This is a genomic window from Streptomyces sp. NPDC107575 (assembly GCF_055657265.1).
On sequence record NZ_JBVKBG010000002.1, the window covers coordinates 726,394 to 749,445 of the forward strand.

18 protein-coding genes and 2 tRNA genes are annotated in these 23,052 nt (G+C 69.8%); 18 read left to right on the plus strand and 2 right to left on the minus strand.

The window, feature by feature from the left end; translation table 11 throughout:
- Positions 1 to 38 precede the first annotated feature (38 nt).
- Both frc and ACZ7L4_RS09940 read left to right on the plus strand, forming a co-directional pair.
- Entirely contained in the window at positions 39 to 1,268 is a 1,230-nt protein-coding gene (gene frc, locus ACZ7L4_RS09935; protein WP_472101226.1) for a formyl-CoA transferase, read from the plus strand.
- 1 nt (position 1,269) lies between these two features.
- Entirely contained in the window at positions 1,270 to 1,767 is a 498-nt protein-coding gene (locus ACZ7L4_RS09940) for a beta-class carbonic anhydrase (protein WP_472101227.1), read from the plus strand.
- Between the two features lie 55 nt (positions 1,768 to 1,822).
- Here ACZ7L4_RS09940 and ACZ7L4_RS09945 read toward each other — a convergent pair whose 3' ends face one another.
- Positions 1,823 to 2,515 (minus strand): GntR family transcriptional regulator, encoded by a 693-nt coding sequence (locus tag ACZ7L4_RS09945; RefSeq protein WP_450818070.1) that lies wholly within the window; start codon positions 2,513 to 2,515, stop codon positions 1,823 to 1,825.
- Between the two features lie 228 nt (positions 2,516 to 2,743).
- Here ACZ7L4_RS09945 and ACZ7L4_RS09950 point away from each other — a divergent pair, with 228 nt between their 5' ends.
- The 7 genes from ACZ7L4_RS09950 to ACZ7L4_RS09980 all read left to right on the plus strand — a co-directional run bounded on the left by ACZ7L4_RS09950 (position 2,744) and on the right by ACZ7L4_RS09980 (position 10,890).
- On the plus strand, positions 2,744 to 3,469 hold the full coding sequence (locus ACZ7L4_RS09950; protein ID WP_472101228.1) for an acyl-CoA dehydrogenase family protein: 726 nt from the start codon (positions 2,744 to 2,746) through the stop codon (positions 3,467 to 3,469).
- Between the two features lie 134 nt (positions 3,470 to 3,603).
- Positions 3,604 to 4,098: an NAD(P)H-dependent oxidoreductase subunit E gene (locus ACZ7L4_RS09955; RefSeq protein WP_472101229.1), complete on the plus strand. Its 495-nt coding sequence runs from the start codon at positions 3,604 to 3,606 to the stop codon at positions 4,096 to 4,098.
- 18 nt (positions 4,099 to 4,116) lie between these two features.
- Positions 4,117 to 5,724, plus strand: a complete 1,608-nt coding sequence (locus tag ACZ7L4_RS09960) for a formate dehydrogenase beta subunit (RefSeq protein ID WP_472101988.1) — start codon at positions 4,117 to 4,119, stop codon at positions 5,722 to 5,724.
- The gene (fdhF, locus tag ACZ7L4_RS09965; RefSeq protein WP_472101230.1) at positions 5,721 to 8,531 is read left to right on the plus strand and encodes a formate dehydrogenase subunit alpha; all 2,811 of its coding nucleotides are present in this window, start codon (positions 5,721 to 5,723) and stop codon (positions 8,529 to 8,531) included. Before ACZ7L4_RS09960 ends, fdhF begins: the two co-directional genes overlap by 4 nt.
- Position 8,532: 1 nt before the next feature.
- On the plus strand, positions 8,533 to 8,745 hold the full coding sequence (locus tag ACZ7L4_RS09970) for a formate dehydrogenase subunit delta (RefSeq protein WP_472101231.1): 213 nt from the start codon (positions 8,533 to 8,535) through the stop codon (positions 8,743 to 8,745).
- A gap of 168 nt (positions 8,746 to 8,913) precedes the next feature.
- Positions 8,914 to 9,885 (plus strand): 2-dehydropantoate 2-reductase, encoded by a 972-nt coding sequence (locus ACZ7L4_RS09975; protein ID WP_472101232.1) that lies wholly within the window; start codon positions 8,914 to 8,916, stop codon positions 9,883 to 9,885.
- Between the two features lie 39 nt (positions 9,886 to 9,924).
- Complete coding sequence (locus tag ACZ7L4_RS09980) at positions 9,925 to 10,890, plus strand: LysR family transcriptional regulator (RefSeq protein ID WP_472101990.1); 966 nt, start codon at positions 9,925 to 9,927, stop codon at positions 10,888 to 10,890.
- A 53-nt stretch (positions 10,891 to 10,943) separates the two neighbouring features.
- On the opposite strand, the gene ACZ7L4_RS09985 is transcribed toward ACZ7L4_RS09980, so the two are convergent.
- The gene (locus ACZ7L4_RS09985) at positions 10,944 to 12,335 is read right to left on the minus strand and encodes an AMP-binding protein (protein ID WP_472101233.1); all 1,392 of its coding nucleotides are present in this window, start codon (positions 12,333 to 12,335) and stop codon (positions 10,944 to 10,946) included.
- A gap of 279 nt (positions 12,336 to 12,614) precedes the next feature.
- On the opposite strand from ACZ7L4_RS09985, the gene oxc reads away from it, so the two are divergent.
- The 9 genes from oxc to ACZ7L4_RS10030 all read left to right on the plus strand — a co-directional run bounded on the left by oxc (position 12,615) and on the right by ACZ7L4_RS10030 (position 23,045).
- On the plus strand, positions 12,615 to 14,354 hold the full coding sequence (gene oxc, locus ACZ7L4_RS09990) for an oxalyl-CoA decarboxylase (RefSeq protein WP_472101234.1): 1,740 nt from the start codon (positions 12,615 to 12,617) through the stop codon (positions 14,352 to 14,354).
- A 112-nt stretch (positions 14,355 to 14,466) separates the two neighbouring features.
- A tRNA-Leu gene (locus ACZ7L4_RS09995) sits at positions 14,467 to 14,551 on the plus strand.
- Between the two features lie 170 nt (positions 14,552 to 14,721).
- Positions 14,722 to 15,789, plus strand: coding sequence for a quaternary amine ABC transporter ATP-binding protein (locus tag ACZ7L4_RS10000; RefSeq protein ID WP_472101992.1), 1,068 nt, complete (start codon positions 14,722 to 14,724; stop codon positions 15,787 to 15,789).
- Positions 15,782 to 18,397 (plus strand): ABC transporter permease/substrate binding protein, encoded by a 2,616-nt coding sequence (locus tag ACZ7L4_RS10005; RefSeq protein WP_472101235.1) that lies wholly within the window; start codon positions 15,782 to 15,784, stop codon positions 18,395 to 18,397. Before ACZ7L4_RS10000 ends, ACZ7L4_RS10005 begins: the two co-directional genes overlap by 8 nt.
- 99 nt (positions 18,398 to 18,496) lie before the next feature.
- A tRNA-Leu gene (locus ACZ7L4_RS10010) sits at positions 18,497 to 18,581 on the plus strand.
- A 132-nt stretch (positions 18,582 to 18,713) separates the two neighbouring features.
- Positions 18,714 to 19,205: a hypothetical protein gene (locus tag ACZ7L4_RS10015; protein ID WP_472101236.1), complete on the plus strand. Its 492-nt coding sequence runs from the start codon at positions 18,714 to 18,716 to the stop codon at positions 19,203 to 19,205.
- Complete coding sequence (locus ACZ7L4_RS10020; protein ID WP_472101237.1) at positions 19,202 to 19,783, plus strand: hypothetical protein; 582 nt, start codon at positions 19,202 to 19,204, stop codon at positions 19,781 to 19,783. Before ACZ7L4_RS10015 ends, ACZ7L4_RS10020 begins: the two co-directional genes overlap by 4 nt.
- Entirely contained in the window at positions 19,783 to 21,984 is a 2,202-nt protein-coding gene (locus ACZ7L4_RS10025; protein WP_472101238.1) for a putative T7SS-secreted protein, read from the plus strand. The genes ACZ7L4_RS10020 and ACZ7L4_RS10025 overlap by 1 nt, the downstream gene beginning before the upstream one ends.
- Positions 21,981 to 23,045 (plus strand): hypothetical protein, encoded by a 1,065-nt coding sequence (locus ACZ7L4_RS10030; protein ID WP_472101239.1) that lies wholly within the window; start codon positions 21,981 to 21,983, stop codon positions 23,043 to 23,045. Before ACZ7L4_RS10025 ends, ACZ7L4_RS10030 begins: the two co-directional genes overlap by 4 nt.
- Positions 23,046 to 23,052: the final 7 nt, after the last annotated feature.

The window sequence follows — 23,052 nt, forward strand, 5'->3', positions numbered from 1 at the left end:
CAACTCCCAACGCGCAAGCGAGAGGTGGGGTGTCGATCATGACCAAGGCTCTTGAGGGCGTGCGTGTCCTCGACATGACGCACGTTCAGTCGGGCCCGTCCGCGACCCAGTTGCTGGCGTGGCTGGGTGCGGACGTCGTCAAACTGGAGGCGCCGACCGGTGACATCACGCGCAAGCAGCTGCGCGATGTCCCGGACGTCGACTCCCTGTACTTCACGATGCTCAACTCCAACAAGCGGAGCATCACCCTCAACACCAAGAGCGACCGCGGCAAGGAGATACTCACGGAGCTGATCCGCCGCTCGGACGTCATGGTCGAGAACTTCGGCCCGGGCGCGGTGGACCGGATGGGCTTCACCTGGGACCGCATCCAGGAGATCAACCCCCGCATCATCTACGCCTCCATCAAGGGCTTCGGCGAGGGCCCGTACACCAACTTCAAGGCGTACGAGGTCGTCGCCCAGGCCATGGGCGGCTCGATGGCCACCACGGGCTTCGAGGACGGTCCGCCGACGGCCACGGGCGCGCAGATCGGTGACTCGGGCACCGGCATCCACACCGTCGCCGGCATCCTGGCCGCCCTGTTCCAGCGCGAGAACACCGGACGCGGGCAGCGCGTGAACGTCGCCATGCAACACGCGGTGCTGAACCTGTGCCGTGTCAAGCTGCGTGACCAACAGCGCCTGACGCACGGCCCGTTGGCGGAGTACCCGAACGAGGACTTCGGCGACGAGGTGCCCCGTTCCGGCAACGCCTCCGGCGGCGGGCAGCCGGGCTGGGCCGTCAAGTGCGCGCCCGGCGGCCCCAACGACTACGTCTACGTCATCGTCCAGCCCGTCGGCTGGAAGCCGATAGCCGAGCTGATCGGCAGGCCGGAGATGGCGGACGACCCGGAGTGGTCGACGCCCGAGGCGCGACTGCCGAAGCTCAACAAGATGTTCCAGCTCATCGAGGAGTGGTCGTCCACGCTCCCCAAGTGGGAGGTCCTGGACAAGCTCAACGCCCACAACATCCCCTGCGGCCCGATCCTCTCCACCAAGGAGATCATCGAGGACGAGTCGCTGGTCGCCAACGACATGGTCGTCGAAGTCGAGCACCCCGGACGCGGCTCGTACACGACGGTCGGCAACCCGCTCAAGCTCTCCGACTCGCCGACCACCATCTCCGGCTCCCCGCTCCTCGGCGAGCACAACACCGCCATCTACGCCGATGAACTCGGCCTGGATCCAGCCGAGTTGGCGCAGCTCGCCGAGCAGGGCGTCATCTGAGATGGACGGCACCGTGGTCGATCGCCTCGTCGAGGCGAACGGACGGTACGCCGCCGCGTTCAGCGATCCCGGCATGGACGCCCGACCGGTCCTGGAGGTGGCCGTCGTCGCCTGCATGGACGCCAGGATCGACCTGCACGCGGCGCTCGGCCTGGAGCTCGGAGACTGTCACACCGTCCGCAACGCGGGCGGTGTGGTCACCGACGACACCATCCGCTCGCTGGTCATCAGTCAGCGGGCGCTCGGCACCCGCAGCGTCGTGCTGATCCATCACACGGGCTGCGGGCTCGAGTCCCTGACCGAGGAGTTCCGGCACGAGCTGGAGCGCGAGGTGGGTCAGCGGCCCACGTGGGCGGTGGAGGGCTTCACCGACGTCGACCAGGACGTGCGCCAGTCCCTGCGGAAGGTGCGCACGTCGCCGTTCCTGCCGCACACCGACGACGTGCGCGGCTTCGTCTTCGACGTGCGGACGGGGCGGTTGCGGGAGATCACCGCGTAACCCGCCCCGCCCCGCCCCGCACGCTCGGCCGGACTGCCGCGGCCGGCCCGGTGCGTCAGCCGCCCGGGCCGGCCGCGGCCTCGATCTGCGCGCAGTAGAAGTCGGTGGTGTTCTGCGTGTGCCGCCGCATCAGCGCCTCGGCGCGGTCGGGGTCGCCCGCCGCGATCGCCTTGATGATCAGGGCGTGCTCGTTCCAGGCGTCGTTGCCGCGGGGCTTGGCGATGGGTGTGTAGTACCAGCGCACCCGCTGGTCGACCTGGGGGATCAGCTCGCCGAGCACCGCGTTGCGGGACAGCGTGGTGATGTGGGAGTGCAGCGCGGCGTTCGCCTCGACGATGCCCCGTGCGTCCTGGGCCGCGAGCGCCTCGAGGCCCGCCTGCTGCAACTCCCACAGGTGGGCAACGTCCTCCGCCGTCGCGTGCTGGGCCGCGCCGCGGGCCGAGTAGGTCTCCAACACCGCACGCACGCCGAGCAGTTGGGCGCACTCCTCGACGGTGGGGGAGTGCACGAACGCGCCCTGGGCGGGGCGCAGGTCGACCCAGCCGGAGGTCTGGAGCCGCTGCAGCGCCTCGCGCACCGGCTGCCGGCTGACCCCCAGGTGCCCGGCGAGGTCGGCCTCGACAAGGTGCTGGCCGGGCCGGAGCGTGCCATTGATGATCATCTCGACGAGGGTGTCGTGGACGGCCTGCCGCAGCGGTACGGGCCGGCTGATCGGGCCGCGGGTGGCCACGGCTGGTAGCTCGGGCATGGCTGAGCCCTCCCTTGTTCGTCCGCTGACGCGACGCCAGAGGCGCTGGGATACTGACTTTAGTATGCAATAGACAGTTTGTAACTCGCCCTGTGCGTACGGGAGTTGAAGTTCCGCCACAACTTTGCCGCGCACGCCTCTGGCCCTCCAAGGGTGCGGCGGAATACTGTATGCAATTACTGCGCCGCATCGCGGCCGCTCACATATCGCTGACGAGGGGGTCGCCCCGTGTCGTACCGCACCGCACTCACCCACGTCCTGACCGGCGCCGTCGCATCCGGTGGCGAACCGGCCCGCACGCACGGCAGATTTCCCCGGTCCGGTGTCACCGCGCTCGGCCGCGCGGGTCTCCTCGGCCTCACCGTCGCCCCCGAACTCGGCGGCGGAGGGCGGGGGTTGGCCGAGGCCGTCGACGTCGTGGCGCGCGTCGCACACGTCTGCCCGGCCGCCGCCGCCGTACTGCGCTCGCACTACGCGGCGGTCGCCGTCGTCGAGGCCCACGGCGGCACCTGGCTGCGCGCCGAGATCGCCGCAGGGCGCCATCTGTGCTCGCTCGCCCTGGAGGAGGACGGGCCGCAGTCCCCGGCGCGCCGCACCGGCGACGTCGTCACCCTGTGCGGCCGCAAGCGCGATGTGGTGGCCGCGGGCGAGGCCGACAGCTACCTCTGGTCGAGCGGGACGGCCGGGTCCGGGGCGGGAGGGCGCAGCCTGTGGCTGGTCCCGGCCCACGCCCCCGACCTGTACGTGCCGGCCCGGGCGACGGGCCCGGGCCCGAGCGGCAGCGCGACCTCGACGGTCTGCGCCGACCCCGTGCGCGTACCCGCGTCGGCCCTGCTCGGGCAGGACGGGGACGGCGAGCGGCTGGTGCGGGACCTCGTGCTGCCGTGGCTGACCGAGCTGGGCGCCGCGGCGGATGTCGCGGCGGACGCGGGATCCGTGCTCGTGGCCTCGTGAACACCGGCCCGGTGTACGGAAGTCGGCCGATCGACTCCGCTCGATTTCGTCCCGCTTCTTTACACCGGGCTTCTGTATACAGAAGTCTGTATGGGGTAGTGCTGGGGTCTCCTGCACCCGCGCCGGAGGCCCGCATGACGGAAGGCGGAGCGATCATGACGACCAGCGGGACGGACGTGTCGGTCGAGAGCGTGGTCAGGAGGGCGGCCGCCGCGCACCGTGGCGAGCGCGGCGCGCTGCTGCCCGTACTCCACGCCGTGCAGGCCGAGTTGGGGTGCGTACCGCAGGAGGCGATCCCCGTCCTCGCCGACGAGTTCAACCTCTCGCGGGCCGATGTGCACGGAGTGGTGACCTTCTACCACGACTTCCGCCGCGAGCCCGCGGGCCGCTCCACCGTCCGCGTCTGCCGCGCCGAGGCCTGCCAGGCCCTGGGCGCCGACGGCCTGTTGCGGCACGTACGGGAGTCGGGCCTGGAGCTCGGCGACACGAGCGCCGACGGCCGTGTCACCGTCGAGCAGGTCTTCTGCCTCGGCAACTGCGCGCTCGGCCCCTCGGTCGAGGCGAACGGTCGGCTGTACGGGCGCGTGACCCCGGACCGGCTCGGCGCGATCCTCAACGGGACGGTGTGAGAGGTGACTTCCGACAACATGGCGACCGTGTACGTACCGCGCGACGCGGCGGCCCGCTCCGTGGGCGCCGACGAGGTCGCGCAGGCGTTCCAACTGGCAGCGATCGAGGCCGGGTTGGGGGTGGACGTGGTCCGCAACGGCTCGCGCGGACTGCTCTGGCTCGAACCCCTCGTCGAGGTCGTGACCCCCGAGGGCCGCGTCGCCTACGGCCCCGTCACCCCTGACGACGTACCCGGCCTGCTGGCCGCCGGAATGCTCGACGGCGCCGAGCATCCGCTCCGCCTCGGCCCGGTCGACCAACTCCCGTGGCTGCAACGGCAGAACCGGGTCACCTTCGCCCGCGTCGGCGTCACCGACCCGCTCTCGCCCGAGGACTACGAGGCCCACGGCGGCCTGCGCGGGCTGCGCGCGGCGCTGGAGATGACGCCCGCCGACGTCGTCACCGAGGTCACCGACTCCGGCCTGCGCGGGCGCGGCGGCGCGGGCTTCCCCGCGGGCATCAAGTGGAAGACGGTCCTCGACTGCGAGAGCGGGCCCGACGACACCAAGTTCATCTGCTGCAACGCCGACGAGGGCGACAGCGGCACCTTCGCCGACCGCATGGTCATGGAGGGCGATCCGTTCCTCCTCATCGAGGGCATGACGATCGCCGCCCACGCCGTCGGCGCGAGCGAGGGCTACCTCTACATCCGCTCCGAATACCCCGACGCCATCGCCACCATGGGTGCCGCGATCGACATCGCGCGCGGCCGCGGCTGGCTCGGCGCGGGCATCCTCGGCTCGTCGCTCGACTTCGACCTGCACATCCGCGTCGGCGCGGGCGCGTACATCTGCGGCGAGGAGACCTCCATGCTGGAGAGCCTGGAGGGCAAGCGCGGCATGGTCCGCGCGAAACCGCCGATCCCCGCGATCGAGGGCCTGTTCGGCAAGCCGACCGTGGTGAACAACGTCCTCACGCTCACCACCGTCCCCGTCGTCCTCGCCGACGGCGCCAAGGCCTACCAGGACCTCGGCGTCGGCCGCTCCCGCGGCACCCAGGTCTTCCAGCTCGGCGGCAACATCAAGCGCGGCGGCATCGTCGAGACCGCCTTCGGCATCACCCTGCGCGAGCTGATCGAGGACTACGGCGGGGGGACCCTGAGCGGCCGCCCCGCGCGGGCCGTGCAGGTCGGCGGACCGCTCGGCGCGTATCTGCCGGAGGCGCAATTCGACCTGCCGATGGACTACGAGGCGCTCGCCGAGGCCGGGGCGATGCTCGGGCACGGCGGCATCGTCGTCTTCGACGACACCGTCGACATGGCGGCGCAGGCCCGCTTCGCGATGGAGTTCTGCGCCGAGGAGTCCTGCGGCAAGTGCACGCCCTGCCGCGTCGGTTCGGTGCGCGGCGTCGAGGTCATCGACCGCATCGTCGCCGGTGAGCAGCGGGACGAGAATCTCGCGCTGCTCGAGGACCTGTGCGAGCTGATGACCGATGGTTCACTGTGTGCCATGGGCGGTCTGACCCCGATGCCCGTACGCAGCGCGCTCGCGCACTTCGCCGACGACTTCGTCGACCGCGGCGACCGTCGGCTCCTGAACATCCACCCCGTACAGCCGGGAAGCACTCGGACGGAGGGCCAGGCATGACACTCATGAAGGAACCCGACTTCGGCACTCCACAGCGCCCCGGAGCCGCGACGGTCTCGGTGGAGATCGACGGCCAGCAGGTGACGGTCCCGGAGGGCACGTCCGTGATGCGGGCGGCCGCCGAGGCCGGCATCGACGTACCGAAGCTGTGCGCGACCGACAGCCTGGAGGCGTTCGGCTCCTGCCGGCTGTGCGTCGTCGAGATCGACGGCCGCCGCGGCACCCCCGCCTCCTGCACGACACCGTGCACGGACGGCATGTCGGTGAAGACCCAGACACCGAAGGTCGAGAAGCTCCGCCAGGGTGTCATGGAGCTGTACATCTCCGACCACCCCCTCGACTGCCTCACCTGCCCCGCCAACGGCGACTGCGAACTGCAGGACATGGCAGGGGTGGTGGGCCTGCGCCAGGTCCGCTACGGCTACGAGGGCGCCAACCACCTCGACGCCGAGAAGGACACCTCCAACCCGTACTTCGACTTCGACCCGTCCAAGTGCATCGCCTGCTCGCGCTGCGTGCGCGCCTGCGACGAGGTGCAGGGCACCTTCGCGCTCACCATCGAGGGGCGCGGCTTCGAGTCGAAGGTGTCGGCGGGCGCGGGGGAGTCGTTCCTGGACTCCGAGTGCGTGTCCTGCGGCTCCTGCGTCCAGGCCTGCCCGACGTCAACTCTCCAGGAGAAGTCGGTCGTCGACCTCGGCATGCCGACGCGGTCCGTCATCACCACGTGCGCGTACTGCGGCGTCGGCTGCTCCTTCAAGGCCGAGCTGCGCGGCGACGAACTTGTCCGCATGGTCCCCTACAAGGACGGCGGCGCCAACGAGGGCCACTCCTGCGTCAAGGGCCGCTTCGCCTTCGGCTACGCCACCCATCCCGACCGCAAGCTCAAGCCGATGGTCCGCGAGCGCATCACCGACCCGTGGCGCGAGGTCGAGTGGGACGAGGCGATCGGCACGGTCGCCCGCCGCTTCCGCGAGATCCAGGACCGGCACGGCGCGGGCGCGATCGGCGCCATCTCCTCGTCCCGCTGCACCAACGAAGAGGTGTACGTCGTCCAGAAGATGGTCCGCGCCGCCTTCGGCAACAACAACGTCGACACCTGCGCCCGCGTGTGCCACTCGCCCACCGGCTACGGGCTCAAGCAGACCTTCGGCGAATCGGCCGGCACCCAGGACTTCCGCTCCGTCGCCGAGGCCGACGTCATCATGGTCATCGGCGCCAACCCCACCGACGCCCACCCGGTGTTCGGCTCCCGCATGAAGCAGCGCCTTCGCGAGGGCGCCAAGCTGATCGTCGTCGACCCGCGCCGCATCGACCTCGTGCGCTCCCCGCACATCGAGGCCCAGCACCACCTGAGCCTGCGGCCCAGCACGAACGTCGCCGTCGTCAACGCCATGGCGCACGTCGTCGTCACCGAGGACCTCGTCGACAAGGCCTTCATCGAGCTGCGCTGCGAGGGCTTCGACGAGTGGGCCGAGTTCGTGGCCCGCCCCGAGAACAGCCCCGAGGCCACCGAGGAGATCACTGGCGTACCCGCGTCCGAGCTGCGTGCGGCGGCCCGCCTGTACGCCACCGCGGGCAACGGCGCGATCTACTACGGCCTCGGTGTCACCGAGCACAGCCAGGGCTCGACGATGGTGATGGGCATGGCCAACCTCGCGATGGCCTGCGGAAACATCGGCCGCGACGGCGTCGGTGTGAACCCGCTGCGCGGACAGAACAACGTGCAGGGCTCCTGCGACATGGGCTCCTTCCCGCACGAACTGCCCGGCTACCGGCACATCTCCGACGACGCCGTGCGGGGCGTCTTCGAGAACCTGTGGGGCTCCGCGCTGCTGCCCGAGCCGGGCCTGCGCATCCCCAATATGTTCGACGCGGCCATCGACGGCGACTTCCGGGGCCTGTTCGTGCACGGCGAGGACATCGCCCAGTCGGACCCGAACCTCCAGCACGTCACGGCCGCCCTCGAAGCCATGGAACTGGTCGTGGTCCAGGACCTGTTCCTCAACGAGACGGCGAAGTTCGCCCATGTCTTCCTGCCCGGCGCCTCCTTCCTGGAGAAGGACGGCACGTTCACCAACGCCGAGCGGCGCGTCAACCGGGTGCGGTCGGTGATGCCGCCCAAGGCGGGCAAGCACGAGTGGCAGATCGTGTGCGAGATCGCCACCGCCATGGGCTATGACATGTCCTACGACCACCCGTCGCAGATCATGGACGAGATCGCCTCGGTCACCCCGACCTTCGCCGGTGTCTCCTTCGAGCTCATCGACAAGCTCGGCTCCATCCAGTGGCCGTGCAACGAGGAGGCCCCCGAGGGCACACCCACCATGCACGTCGACGAGTTCGTGCGCGGCAAGGGCCGCTTCGTGGTCACCTCCTACGTCCCGACCAACGAACGCAGCACGCGCCGCTTCCCGCTGGTCCTCACCACGGGCCGGATCCTCAGCCAGTACAACGTCGGCGCGCAGACCCGCCGCACCGGCAACGTCGCCTGGCACGCCGAGGACATCCTGGAGGTCCACCCGCACGACGCGGAGGAGCGCGGCATCACCGACGGCGACCTGGTGACACTCTCCAGCCGCGTCGGCGCGACGACACTGCACGCGCAGATCTCCGACCGGATGCCACCGGGCGTCGTCTACACCACCTTCCACCACCCGGTGACAGGCGCGAACGTGGTGACGACCGAGAACTCCGACTGGGCGACCAACTGCCCGGAGTACAAGGTGACAGCCGTGCAGGTGGGGCTCGCACCGAAGGCCGAGGCCGCTCGCGAGGCGGCGGACGAACTCGTCACGGTGGTGGACTGACATGGCGCACACGGTCCCGGCCGAGCGCCGGATGGCGAACGACATCGCCGCGAACCAGGTCCATCTGCCGGGTGCGGCGGCGGCCGAGGCGATCGCCGGACACCTCACGAGGTTCTGGGACCCGCGGATGCGGAAGCGGCTCTACGCGCTCGTGGACGACGGAGCGGACGGCCTCGACCCGCTAGTGGTCGCGGCCGTGAAACTCATGCGCTGACCCCGGCCCACCCGGCCACCTTCCCAGCGGCCGCCGCGCGACAGGGCACGCGCGGCGGCCGCGCCTACTTTCACCAGTGATTGACCATGTCGTCCGTTCCGTGTGCTGTGCGGCGCGCGGGCGGCGACATGTGCGTACCTCCACACCCTCGAATCCAGGAGGCACCACATGAAGATCGCAGTTGTCGGCGCCGGAGCCATCGGCGCATACGTGGGCGCGGCCCTGCACCGCGGCGGCGCGGACGTGCACCTCGTCGCCCGCAGGGACCATCTGCGTGCCATCCAGTCCGAAGGCGTCCGCGTGCTCAGCCCGCGCGGCGACTTCACCGCCCACCCGCACGCCACCGACGACCCGAACGAGATCGGCCCCGTGGACTATGTGTTCCTCGGGCTCAAGGCCCACTCGTACCCCTCGTGCGGCTCGCTCGTCGCCCCGCTGCTCGGCGAGCACACCGCGCTGGTGGCCGGGCAGAACGGCATCCCCTGGTGGTACTTCCACCAGCTCAAGGGGCCGTACGAGGGCCGCCGCATCGAGGCCGTCGACCCGGGCGGCGCGACGAGCAAGGTGCTGCCGCCCGAGCGCGCGATCGGCTGCGTGGTCTACCCGGCCACGGTCATCGAATCCCCGGGCGTGATACGGCACTTGGAAGGCACCCGCTTCTCGATCGGCGAGCCGGACGGCAGTGTCTCGCGTCGCTGCACGGACCTGAGCGAGGCCATGGTCGCGGGCGGCCTCAAGTGCCCCGTCGAGCAGAACCTGCGCGACGACATCTGGATCAAGCTGATGGGCAACGCGGCCTTCAACCCGATCAGCGCGCTCACCCGGGCCACCATGGCCGACATGTGCCGGCACCCGCTGACCCGCACCATGGTCGCCCGCGTGATGGAGGAGATCCTCGACATCGCGGCCCGCGTCGGCTCGACGCCCGAGATCTCCATCGAGAAACGGCTGCGCGGCGCCGAGGGCGTGGGCGCCCACAAGACCTCGATGCTCCAGGACCTGGAGGCGGGCAAGCAACTGGAGCTGGACGCGATCGTGACGGCCGTCGTCGAGATGGCCGACATCACCGGCGCCGAGGCACCCACGCTGCGCGCCATCCACGCGGCGACCGACCTATTGGCACGCACCGTGCTGCCGTAGCACGCTACGGATGAAGATCACGTGGCAGAGGAGACGTACATGCTGTTCCGGCAGTTGGAGTACTTCGTGGCGGTGGCGCGCGAGCGGCACTTCGCACGCGCCGCCGAGTCCTGCTACGTCTCCCAGCCCGCGCTCTCCGCGGCGATAGCCAAGCTGGAGCGCGAGCTCAACGTCACGCTGATCAACCGCGGCCACAACTACCAGGGCCTCACCCCCGAGGGCGAGCGCCTGGTGGTGTGGGCGAAGCGCATCCTCGCGGAGCAGGACGCCTTCAAGGCAGAGGTCGCCGCGGTCCAGTCCGGCATCACGGGCACACTCCGCCTGGGCACCGACCCCACGGCATCCACCACGCTGGCCCTCCCGGTGGGCGCGTTCTGCTCGGCACACCCCCTGGCGAAGGTCCAGGTCCGCTCCCGCCTCTCGACGAAGGAGCTCCACCGCCAACTCCGCGACTTCGAACTCGACGTGGCCATCGCCCACTTCGACCCGGACGACCAGGAGGGCCTGCAGGTCGTCCCCCTCTACCAGGAGCGCTACATGCTCCTGGTCTCGGACGACCAGTTCAAGTCCCGCACGGGCAGCCTCACTTGGTCGGACGCGGCACAGCTCCCGCTGGCCCTCCTCACCCCCGACATGCGCATCCGCCAGATCATCGACAAGGTCTTCGCCAACAAGGGCCTGGAGGTCACCCCTCAGGTCGAGACCGACTCCATCGCCTCCCTGTACGCACATGTGGGCGACGGCGAATGGGCCAGCGTCGTGCCCCACACCTGGCTGCGCGCGATGCCGGTGGACGGCCGCACGCGGGCGCTGCCGCTGGTGGACCCGGAGGCCGGCGCCCAGGTCTCGGTGGCGATCCACGCGGGCACACCGGGTTCGGTGGCGGCCCGTGCCTTCGTGAGCGCGGCGACGGCACTCAACCTGGACACGGTGTTCGACCAGAGGAGCCCCGGCCTCCATCTCCATGCGGCGAGGCCAGGAAAATCAAGCCCCGCCGGCGATTGAGGCGCGGGGCCCGGGGCAGAGCCCCGCGACGTCAACCCACCCCGCCCGCCACCTCACCCGTACCGCTCCCGCACAGCCCCCCGATCCAACCCACCTTGCGCGGTCCGCGGCAACGCGGACACGAACACGACCCGATCCGGCACGGCGACCGCGGCCAACCGCCCCCGGCAGTACCGCAAAATCTCCGAGGGCTCCACGCACTCCTCGCCCCGCACCACCACCGCCGCCCCGATCCGCTCCCCGCCCACCGCGAACACCGCCGCCTCCGCGACGGCCGGACACCCGGCGAGGACGTCCTCCACGTACTCCGGCGAGATCGATAGCCCCCGCCGCACGATGAGGCTCTCGATCCGCCCGGCGAGCGACAGATACCCGTCCTCGTCCAACGACCCCAGGTCCCCCGTCCGCAACCACCCCTCACCCGCCACGGTCGCCCCCGACACCCACACCTCGCCCCGCACCCCGGCCGCGCACTCCCGCCCGTCCCGGCCGACGACCCGCAGCCGCACCCCCGTCGCCCGCCCCACCGTCCCGTGCTTGAGCGGCCCGTCCTGCGGCAGCGGCTCACTGGCGATCTGGTGCGAGGCCTCCGTCATCCCGTACGCGGACAGCAACGGCGCCCCGAACATCCGCTCCAGCGCCCGGTGGGTCGCGGCATTGAGCGGCGCACCACAACTGCGCACGAAACGCAGCGGCGGCGGCGCCCCCACATCGGCGGCCTCCGACGACCGGTCGAGCAGCGCCTCGTGGATCGTCGGCACCGCGGTGAACCAACTCGCCCCCACCGCCCGCAGATCCGCCCAGAACGTCTCCGCCGAGAACCCCCCGCCCGCGGGCAGCAGCACCCGCCCCCCACCGGCGAGCGTGGACAGCAGCGAGGCGAACAGGCCGTGCCCGTGGAAGAACGGCATGACGGCGACGGTCGCGTCCTCGGGCCCCAACGCGTACGTGGCACAGATGGTGTGCACGGACGCCGCGACGTTCGCCTGCGTCAGCGGCACCGTCCGGGCCCGCCCCGTGGCGCCCGCGGTGAACAGGACGAGCGCGTGCTCCGGCCGCATGCGCCGCGCGACACCGACACCCGTGTCGCCGAGCCCGTCGGCGCCGAGCACGACCCTCGCCCCCAACTCGCCCACCCGTGCCCGTAGTTCGTCATCGGGAAGCGCAGGATCGAGCGGGGCCGCGACCACCCCCGCGCGGGCCGCGCCCAGCAGCGCCCCCACGAACTCCGCGGTGTTCCCCAGCGCGATCCCGAGCACGTCGCCGCGCCGCAGCCCCGCCGCGGCGAACCGCCCGGCCATCCGGTCCGCGAGCGCGTCCAACTCCTCGTACGACAGGGGAACCCGCTCGTCGCCGACGACGAGCGCGGGGGCGTGGGGCCGCGCACGCGTCTGCCGGTCGAGGAGACCGGGGAGCCCCGTGACGGTCAGGGCCGACGTGGCCATGCCTTCCACCTCCCATCCTCAGCGAGCGTGCGGTCAGCGGCAGCGCACGTCCAATACGCACTCACGAACAGCCGATAGCAATGGCTTATGAAGCCCGAAGCGCCGCCCCCAGCAGGGGATTTGGGACGCGCTTGACTCTCGATAGACGCCGTTTATCGGCTGGAAGCCGATGGGTCTTGGACGGGGCGCCGCGCCCTGTCGAAGGTGAGAGCAGGAGCCGCACCGGCCGTACGTGCATGAGCCGCACCGGCAGGACCCGTCCAAGGAGGAACCCGGATCATGACCGCTGACTCGACCGCTGACCAAACCGCCGAGGCCGCGGCAGGAGCCGACGCGCCGGCCGAGCTCACCGACGGCTACCACCTCGTCGTCGACGCCCTGAAGAAGAACGACGTCGACACCATCTACGGCCTTGTCGGCATCCCCGTCACCGACCTGGCCCGCCTCGCGCAGGCCGAGGGCATCCGCTACATCGGCTTCCGCCACGAGTCGAACGCCGGCCACGCCGCCGCGATCGCCGGTTACCTCACCCGGAAGCCCGGCATCTGTCTGACGGTCTCGGCCCCCGGCTTCCTCAACGGCCTCGTCGCCCTCGCCAACGCCACCACCAACTGCTTCCCGATGGTGCAGATCTCCGGCTCCAGCGAGCGCCACCTCGTCGACCTCAAGCAGGGCGACTACGAGGAGATGGACCAGCTCGCCGCCGCCCAGCCCTTCGTGAAGGCGGCCTACCGTGTCAGCCGCGTCGAGGACATCGGCCGCGGCATCGCCCGCGCCCTGCGCACCGCGATCTCCGGCCGCCCCGGCGGCGTCTACCTCGACATCCCGGCGGCGGTGCTCGGCGCGGTCATGGACAAGGAGGAGGGCGACCGCACGCTCTCCCGCCTCGTCGACCCGGCGCCGCGCCAGCTGCCCGCGCCCGAGGCCGTGGACCGCGCGATCGACCTCCTGGAGAACGCCGAGCGCCCGCTGATCGTCCTCGGCAAGGGCGCCGCGTACGCACAGGCCGACGACAAGATCCGCGACCTCGTCGAGTCGACGGGCATCCCCTACGTACCCATGTCGATGGCGAAGGGCCTGCTCCGCGACGACCACCCGCAGTCCGCCGCGACCGCCCGCTCCCTCGCCCTCAAGAAGGCCGACGTCGTCATGCTCGTCGGCGCCCGCCTGAACTGGCTGCTCAACCACGGCGAGCGCGGTTGGAACCCGGACGCCAAGTTCATCCAGGTCGACATCGAGTCCAAGGAGATGGACTCCAACCAGCCCATCGCGGCCCCGCTCGTCGGCGACATCGAGTCGGTCCTCGACCAGCTCGCCGACCGTACGAAGCCCGGCCAGATCGCGGCGCCGACCGCCTGGCGCGAGGAGCTCGCGGCCCGCTCGGAGCAGAACGTCGCCAAGATGGCCAAGCGCCTGGAGGCCGACCCGCACCCCATGCAGTTCATGGGCGCGCTCAAGGCCGTCCGCGACGTCGTCCACCAGCACCCGGAGACGTACATCGTCAACGAGGGCGCGAACACCCTCGACATCGCGCGCAACGTCATCGACATGCACCACCCGCGCCGCCGCCTCGACTCCGGGACCTGGGGCGTCATGGGTATCGGCATGGGCTACGCGATCGCGGCCGCGGTCGAGAGCGGGGGAGCGCCCGTCGTCGCCATCGAGGGCGACAGCGCCTTCGGCTTCAGCGGCATGGAGCTGGAGACGATCTGCCGTTACAACCTGCCGGTCGTCACCGTGATCATGAACAACGGCGGCGTCTACAAGGGCGACGAGACCATCGCGGGCAAACCTGCTCCCACCACGCTCATGAGCGCCGCCCGCCACGACCGGATGATCGAGTCCTTCGGCGGCAAGGGCTACCGCGCCACGACCCCCGCCGAGGTCACGGCCGCGCTCACCGAGGCGATCGCCTCCGGCGGCCCGGCGCTCATCGACTGCGTCATCGACCCGTCGGCCGGCACGGAGAGCGGCCACATCGCCCACCTGAACCCGAAGGGCATCGGCATCAAGAAGTAGTCACCCTCCGTGTCCGGGAGTGCACCGATACGCAGGTGAAAGCCACTCCGAAACCTTGGTATTGTTGAGGTGTCGCCGCGGGGAACGCCCCGCGTTCAGCGACGCACACCTTGTCCGGGTGGCGGAATGGCAGACGCGCTAGCTTGAGGTGCTAGTGCCCTTTATCGGGCGTGGGGGTTCAAGTCCCCCCTCGGACACTCACGGAGTGCCGGTCGAGATTCTTCTCGACCGGCACTTTTTTGTGTTTGCGCTGGTCGGGCGCGGGCAGGTGCGACCTCGAGCCATATGCATGGCCCCTTCAACCTTTCACAGGTCAAAGAGAATAGAGGTCGGTGTGTCCTCCAGACTGGTGGCCGAGCACCTGTACATGGTGTTCGGCGGGCGACAACAAGAGGCTGTGGAGAGGCTCCGCGGCGGCGCGGACCGTGAGGAGCTGCGCGCCGAGGGGACCACGGCTGCCGTGATCGACGCGTCGTTCACCGTCGAGCCCGGTCAGATCTTCGTCGTCATGGGCCTGTCTGGGTCCGGCAAGTCGACGCTCCTGCGCATGTTGAACGGACTTCTGGAGCCGACGTCGGGGCACGTGGAGTTCGAGGGCGAGGACCTGACGGCGCTGGCTCCGCGCGAGCTGCGCGAGGTGCGGGCCCGCAAGATCAGCATGGTGTTCCAGCACTTCGCGCTGTTCCCGCACCGCTCGGTGATGGAGAACGCGGCGTACGGCCTGGAGGTGCAGGGCGTTCCTCGCGCCGAGCGCGAGGAGCGGGCGGTCGAGGCGCTGCGGCTGGCCGGTCTTGAGGGGTGGGAGAAGTCCTTCCCCGACGAGCTGTCCGGCGGTATGCAGCAGCGTGTGGGCCTGGCCCGCGCGCTCGCCACCGACGCCGACCTGCTGCTGATGGACGAGTCCTTCAGCGCGCTCGACCCGCTGATCCGACGCGACATGCAGGACCAGCTCCTGGAGCTGCAGAAGACGCTGAAGAAGACGATCGTCTTCATCACCCACGACCTCAACGAGGCCATGCGGCTGGGCGACAACATCGCGGTCATGCGCGACGGTCGCATCGTCCAGATCGGCTCGGCCGAGGACATTCTCGTCACGCCGGCCAACGACTACGTGGCCTCCTTCACGCAGGACGTCGACCGCTCCCGGGTGCTGAGCGCGCGGGCGATCATGGCGGAGCCGGGGGAGGGCTACGCGATGGCCGAGGCTCCGGCGCAGGTCCACGAGGACACACCCATCGCCGAGCTGTTCCTGCCGTGCTCGACGAGCGCGACACCGGTCGCCGTCGTGGACGACGCGGGCGAGCTCGTCGGTGTGGTGCCGCGCGAGCGGCTGCTCGCGGTGCTGGGCGAGCCGACGAAGACCGTGGAGGACAACGCGGCGGCCTCCGACCTCACCGAGGACGAGTCGTCGAAGAAGGTGAACGCCGGTGCCTAGGATTCCCTTCGGTGACGGGGTCAACGACGTCGTCCAGTGGATGCTCGTCCACCTGGACTGGCTGTTCGGCTTCTTCGAGAGCATCTTCAACGGCGTCTACAACGGCCTGACCGAACTGCTCCAGGCGCCCGAGCCGCTCCTGCTGGCGGGCATCTTCGCCGTCATCGCGTTCTGGCTGCGCGGCACGTTCGGCGCCGTCCTGGCCTTCGTCGGGCTCTGGTTCATCCAGAACCTGGAGCTGTGGGACAAGGCGATGGAGACCCTGTCGCTCGTCCTCGTCTCCACCCTCATCGCGCTGATCATCGGCGTACCGCTGGGCATCTGGGCGGCCCGCTCCGACCGGATCAGCAATCTGTTCCGTCCGGTCCTCGACCTGATGCAGACGCTGCCGGCGATGGTCTACCTGATCCCGGCGATCCTGTTCTTCGGCTCGGGTGCCCCGGCCGGAATCGTGGCGACGCTGATCTTCGCGGTGCCGCCGGGCGTGCGCATGACCGAGCTGGGCATCCGCCAGGTCGACAAGGAGCTGGTGGAAGCCGCGGACGCGTTCGGTACGACGCCGCGCAACACCCTGTTCCGGGTGCAGCTGCCCCTTGCACTGCCGACGATCATGGCGGGCGTGAACCAGGTCATCATGCTGGGCCTGTCGATGGCCGCCATCGCGGGCATGGTCGGCACGGGTGGCCTCGGTGGCGCCGTGAACGAGGCCATCGGCCAGCTGAACGTGGGCCTCGGTGCCGAGTCCGGCATCTCGATCGTCATCCTGGCGATCTACCTGGACCGCATGACCAGCTCGCTCGGCCAGCAGGTCTCCCCGCTCGGCCGCCGCGCCCTCAACAAGCTGCGGGCCACGCAGGGCCTGAAGATCTGGTCGTACCGCCCCCGCCCGGCCGTCGCCGTGGTCGGTGTCGTCGTCCTCGCGCTGGTGGCGGGCGGCATGGGCATGTTCGGCCAGAACAACGCCGCCACCTCCCCGACGGCCGCGTCCACCGACGTCGGCCAGGGCAAGAAGATCACCCTCGGCTACGTGCCGTGGGACGACGCCGTCGCCTCCGGATTCCTGTGGAAGGAGGTCCTGGAGCAGCGCGGCTTCCAGGTGGAGATGAAGCAGCTCGACGCCGGCCCGCTCTACACCTCGCTCGCCGAGGGCTCGGTCGACTTCCAGACCGACTCGTGGCTGCCGACGACGCACGCCCCGTACTGGAAGAAGTACGGCAAGGACCTCGAGGACCTGGGCTCCTGGTACGGCCCCACGTCCCTGGAGCTGGCGGTGCCTTCGTACATGAAGGACCTCAAGTCCATGGAGGACTTGAAGGGTCAGGCCGACAAGTTCGACGGCAAGATCACCGGCATCGAGGCCAGCGCCGGTGAGATGCAGATGCTGAAGAGCAAGGTCCTCAAGGCGTACGGCCTCGACAAGGAGTACAAGGTCGTCGACAGCTCCACGCCGGCGATGCTGGCCGAGCTGAAGCGCGCGTACGCCAAGAAGAAGCCGATCGTCGTCCCGCTCTGGTCGCCGCACTGGGCGTACAACGACTACAAGCTCACCAAGCTCAAGGACCCGAAGGGCACTTGGGGCAAGGGTGACGGCATCCACTCCATCGGCCGCAAGGGCTTCGGCAAGGACTTCCCCGAGGTCGACAAGTGGCTCAAGTCGTTCAAGCTGACCGACAAGCAGCTCACCAGCCTCGAGGCCGAGATCAACAAGTCGGGCAAGGGCAAGCAGCAGGACGCCGTCAAGGCGTGGCTGAAGCAGCAGAGCCCCGGCTTCGTCGACAAGCTGGCCCCGGTCAAGAAGCAGTCGACCCCCGCCGAGGCCAAGCGCCCCGTGAACGTCGCCTGGTTCCCCTGGGACGAGGACATCGCGGTCACCTTCCTCTGGAAGCACGTCCTGGAGAACCGCGGCTACAAGTTCAACCTGAAGCAGATGGACGTCGGCCCGGTCTACACGGGCCTGTCCACCGGTGACCTCGACGTCAACTTCGACGCCTGGCTGCCGTACACGCAGAAGAGCTACTGGGACAAGTACAAGAACAAGGTCGAGACCCTCGGCTCCTGGTACGGGCCCACCTCGCTGGAGATCGCCGTCCCCTCCTACGTGAAGGGCATCAAGTCGGTCGAGGACCTCAAGGGACGGGCCAAGGAGTTCAACGGCAAGATCGTCGGCATCGAGGGCGGCACCGGCACGATGGACATCCTCACGAAGGACGTCGTGCCGGGCTACGGCCTCGACAAGGAGTACAAGGTCGTCAACGGCTCGACGCCGGCGATGCTGGCCGAGCTGAAGCGCGCGTACGCCAAGAAGGAGCCGATCGCGGTGCTCCTCTGGACCCCGCACTGGGCCTACAGCAAGTACGACCTGACCAAGCTGAAGGACCCCAAGGGCCTCTTCGGCAAGGGCGACACGATCCGCACGGTCACCAGCAAGGCGTTCACCAAGCAGTACCCGCAGCTCACGAAGTGGTTCAAGGACTTCAAGATGACCGAGGACGAACTCGGCACCCTGGAGATCGAGATCAACAAGCACGGCCAGGGCCACCAGGAGGAGGCCGTCGCGGCGTGGGTGAAGAAGCACCCGGAGGTGGAGCAGCGGATGACGGCGCCGTAGGGATGCGCCTCGCATAGGTGCTGGTGAAAGCCACTCCGAACCCTTGATAAGGTTCTGTTCGTCGCCACGGGGCAAGGCCCCGGAAGCGGCGAACACCTTGTCCGGGTGGCGGAATGGCAGACGCGCTAGCTTGAGGTGCTAGTGCCCTTTATCGGGCGTGGGGGTTCAAGTCCCCCCTCGGACACTCCTGGAGTGCCGGTCGAGATTCTTCTCGGCCGGCACTTTTGCGTTCCGGGCCGCCCCGACCTGTTTGCATCGCGCACACATGTTTGTGATTGCATGATCATCGCGCCGCGCACGGGGGAGGAAACAACGCATGATGCACGCGGAACACGGGCCCAGCCATGCCCAGAGAACCGCGGGTGAAGCCGGGCGGGCCGAACTGGCCGCCGAGATACGGGACTTCTACGCCGAGCGCGGGGACCGGGACGCGTTGCTCGCCGCGTTCCGTGAGGCGGCGGTCATCGTGCCGATGGCCGGGCCGCGTTCGCTGTGGAACGGCTCGGTGCGGGGCACGCGGTGGCTGTATGCCTTCACCTCGCAGGGTGAGTTGCAGCGGTTCGTGCACGCCAAGGCCGCGCAGGACGACGCGGATCTCGCGGTGCAGCGCGGCCGGATCAGCTTCGTGACCGTGCTCGGCTTCCGGCTCCTGGACGACGTCCTGCCCGATCTCGTACGCGAGGTGAGGGAGCCGGCGGGCGTCGCGGTGGATGTGGCGGGCGCGTATCCGATGCTGCTGCCGCCCGCGTCCGGCATCGTCCCGGACGCGATCGCCGTCGACATCGTGGCGCAGGGGGCGATGGCGTGAGCGGCAACGGCTACGGGGTCGACCCGGACCTGCTCAAGCAGGCGGCCAAGGGCATCAACCAGGTCATCGACGAGCTGCAGTCGCTCGGCGGCCTGCACGCGGTCGGGAACGGCGCCGTGGGGCGCGGCTTCGAGGACATCACGCTGAGCAAGCTGCAGGTCGGGGACGCCGGCCTGGCCGCGGCGCTGACCGCCTTCGGCGAGCGGTGGGCCTGGGGCGTGCGCGAACTCGTGCAGGAGGGCAACGAGGTCGCCGACAAGCTCGACCTGTCCGCCGGCACGTACCACGACATGGAGGAGTACGGGGAGGGCATCGTCAAGGACGCGGTCATGGCGCAGTACGGGGCTCCGACGGTGACCGGCGACCAGGCGAGCAAGATGTCGTGGAGCGAGATCGGCGACGGCGCCAAGGAGTCCTTCCGGCCCGACATGTCGCCGGATGCGACCAAGTCCGCCATGGACGACATGCATCAGCAGTGGTCGAGCACACTGAAGGACTCCGCCACCAGCGGTGTCAGGGGCGCGAGCATCGACATGCTCGAGTCCGCCTACCGTGCGGGCCGCGGCGGTGACGGCTGATGGGCGTCACGGACTGGGTCTCCGACAAGGTCGGGGCCGTGAAGGACACGGTCGTCGAGGGCACCAAGGACGGCCTCGAGTGGGCCGGCGACAAGCTGGGCGTCGACGTCCCCGAGCGCGAGCTCGACGAGACGGTCGAGCCGGGCGAGCTCGTCCACGGTTCGCCCGGCGATCTGCGGGAGTCCGCCGACCACCTCGCGAAGTTCGCGAAGGCCTTCGAGTCGACCGGGCAGGCGCTACGGAAGATCGCCACCGGGGAGTGGAGCGGCGCGGCGGGTGACTCGTTCCGCGAGAAGTTCGACGCGCACCCCAAGAGGTGGCTGACCGCGGCCGACGCCTGCCAGGACGCCGCGAGCGCGCTGCACGCGTACGCCGACACCGTCGAGTGGGCGCGCAAGCAGGCGGCCGTGGCCGTCCAGACCTGGCGCGCCGCCGAGCAGCGCTCCGAGCACGCGCGGGCCGCGTACGAGCGCGAGCAGCAGGCGGTGTGGGACTACAAGTTGTCCGGGTCCCTCGGCGCCGAACAGGGCCCCGCGCCCAAGGATCCCGGTGCCTTCCAGGACCCCGGGGAGGCGGGCAAGCAGGAGGCCCGCGAGATCCTCGACGAGGCGCGAGAGCAACGGACTTCGGCGGCCGCCGCCGCGAAGGCCAAGGTCCTCGAGGCGTCCAAGGGTGCACCCGACGCACCGGGCATGGGGACCCAACTCATGTCCGCGGTCGGGGACTACACGAAGTCCGGCATCGTCAGCACCGAGCACCTGGTGGGCGGCTTCGTGAAGGGCGGCTCGGACACCGTGCGGCTGCTCAACACGGTGCAGCCGTTCACGCCGTACAACATGACGCACCCGATGCAGTACCTCTCCAACGTGAGCGGTCTGACCGCGGGCCTCGTCAAGAGCACCAACCACCCCGTCGACCTGGTGAAGGGCATGGGCGGCTCCGGCTGGTCCAAGGACCCGGCGGAGGCGACGGGTACGTTCCTCTTCGACGCCGCGACGGATGTCGCCACGGGTGGTGCGGCGACCGGTGCGTCGGCGGCGCGGCGCGGGCTGACCTCGGTGGCCCGCGAGGGCGCGGAGGAGGCCACGGAGTCGGCGGCCCGGAGCGCGGGGCGGCATGCGGCGGGGGACTTCGCCGAGGAAGCCGGGGAGTCCGCGGCGAGGCACGGCGCGGCCGATGCGTCGGGCAAGGTGCAGCTGCCGGAGGGGTGGACGGTAGACCGGGGGCCGGAGAGTCCCGCGGTGCCGGAGCCCCCCGCGGGTTTGGACAGCCCTGCGGTGCCGGACAGCGCGAACAGCTCCTTCGAGGATGCCGCCAAGGCGGACGACGTCCCGTCCCACAGCGCGGCGGACGACCCGGCCGGGGCGCCCGGGGTGTCCGATGGGGCCGGGCACGGCCCGTCCGAGTCTCCTGCTTCGGATGCGCCCGGCGACGCGCTGGGCGATCCCGATGGTCATGGCGGCGGCCAGGACGGTCCTGCCCCGGATGCCCCGGACAGGGGTGACTGGGACGACCGTGCCAACGGTGCAGGGGAGGGGCACCCCGGTGACCTGGACGACTCACCGGCGCAATCCCCGGACCAGTCACCGGAGCAGCCACCCGACGGTGACACGTCCGCGGCCCGGGGCGATGAGCACGAAGCCCTCACCGGCGCCCGGGACTTCGACGCGGACTCGGCGGTGCGGTACGGAAATTCCGAGTTGGGCGACACCGTCCGCTCGCTGCCCGCGGAAGAGCGCGACGCGTTGCACGCCTACACCAGTCACCGCTTCGGCGACATCAACGGACTGCTGCGAGGGGACGCCGGCCTGGCGAGCCCGCAGGTCGAAGGCTGGATCGACAACATCGATTCCGCCATGACCAAGAGCACCCTCCCGGAGGACCTGGTGGTCCACAGGGCGACCGACCTGGACCACTGGCTCAAGGAATTCAAGGTGAGCGCCCCCCAGGAACTGGCCGGCAAGACGCTCTCGGACGACGGCTATCTGTCCACGTCTCTCGGGCCGACGCAGTTCACGCACACCGAATCCGTGCTGCACCTCCGAGCCCCCGAGGGAACGCATGGGATGTGGGTCGACGAGATCAGCCAGAACCGGGGTGAGCGAGAATTGCTCCTCGACCGGGGCCAGAAGTTCCAGGTGTCGGAAGTCGCGAACGTGGACGGCAAGTACCACATCTACGGAGAAATAGTAGCCAAGTGAGTGAGAACACCCCCGGGGGGAATGAGGAAACCCCCTTGGTGAGGCCCCAGTCGGAACCCCTCAGCCCGCGGCTCGTGTACAGCCCGCCCGATTACCCGAGTCGGTACGACGGCCCGGTCACGTATGTGCTCCTGGCCAACCCCATCGGGGTTTTCGGCTGTCTGTGGGCATCCGATGAGGAGGGTGCTGCAGGCATCTACATCAATAGGGAGCAAGGAGACGACGCGAGCAACAAGTCGTACAGTTTCTGGCTCGGGCGGCGTCGAGCGGCCTACGAGCGGGGGCTGAAACCCACCGAGTTCCTGGCCGAGGCCCAGACCAAGCTCATCGGCGCCTGGCCGTACCCGGGAGCCGTGCTGCGGGGCGAGTGGGGCGAGGCACAGAGTCCGGCCGAGCTCCCGGAGAAGGTCGTCACGCCCAGTATCGACGAACCGGACCGACGCAGCCTGTTCTCCCGCCACTTCCCCAGGTACGAACGGGACAAGGGATTCGTCGTGCACCCCTCCGACCAGATGCGGCGAACCGCCGAACAAGCCAGGCCAGCAGAGGGAGAACGTCTCTGGTTCGCGGTGGACCAGCACTTTCCGCTCTACGACCGCCGGAAGATCCCGGTCACCGGATACATCGGACTGTGGCGCATCCGTCCCGACGGGTCGATGTCGGAGTTCGAGGCGAACCCCAAGTGGAAGGTGACGGCCAAGGGAATGGGGTTCGACCCGTCGGTCAACGATGTCGAGCTCGAATACCAGCGGCTGCGCGTGGCAAGAACCACGGCCGCGAAATTCCTGGAGGTCCTGCGCGTCGCCGAGGTGTGTTATCCCCTCACCGCGGAGGGCAGGCCGCTGTGGCTGCAGAACGCTGGAGACGGTAAGTACCCTCACCTGCTGGAGATCGCCACGCGCGAGGACTACGCCCCCAAGGACTGGCCAGGCGTCGGCAGGGCGACGGTCGAGGAGCTGACCCGCAACGCCGCCCCGTCGAGCTGGGTGCGCATGAACCGCGGCTACCGCCTCGGTGTCACGCTCCCGGTCCGCGACATCGGCGTGAACGCTTTCGGCTGACGAAGGG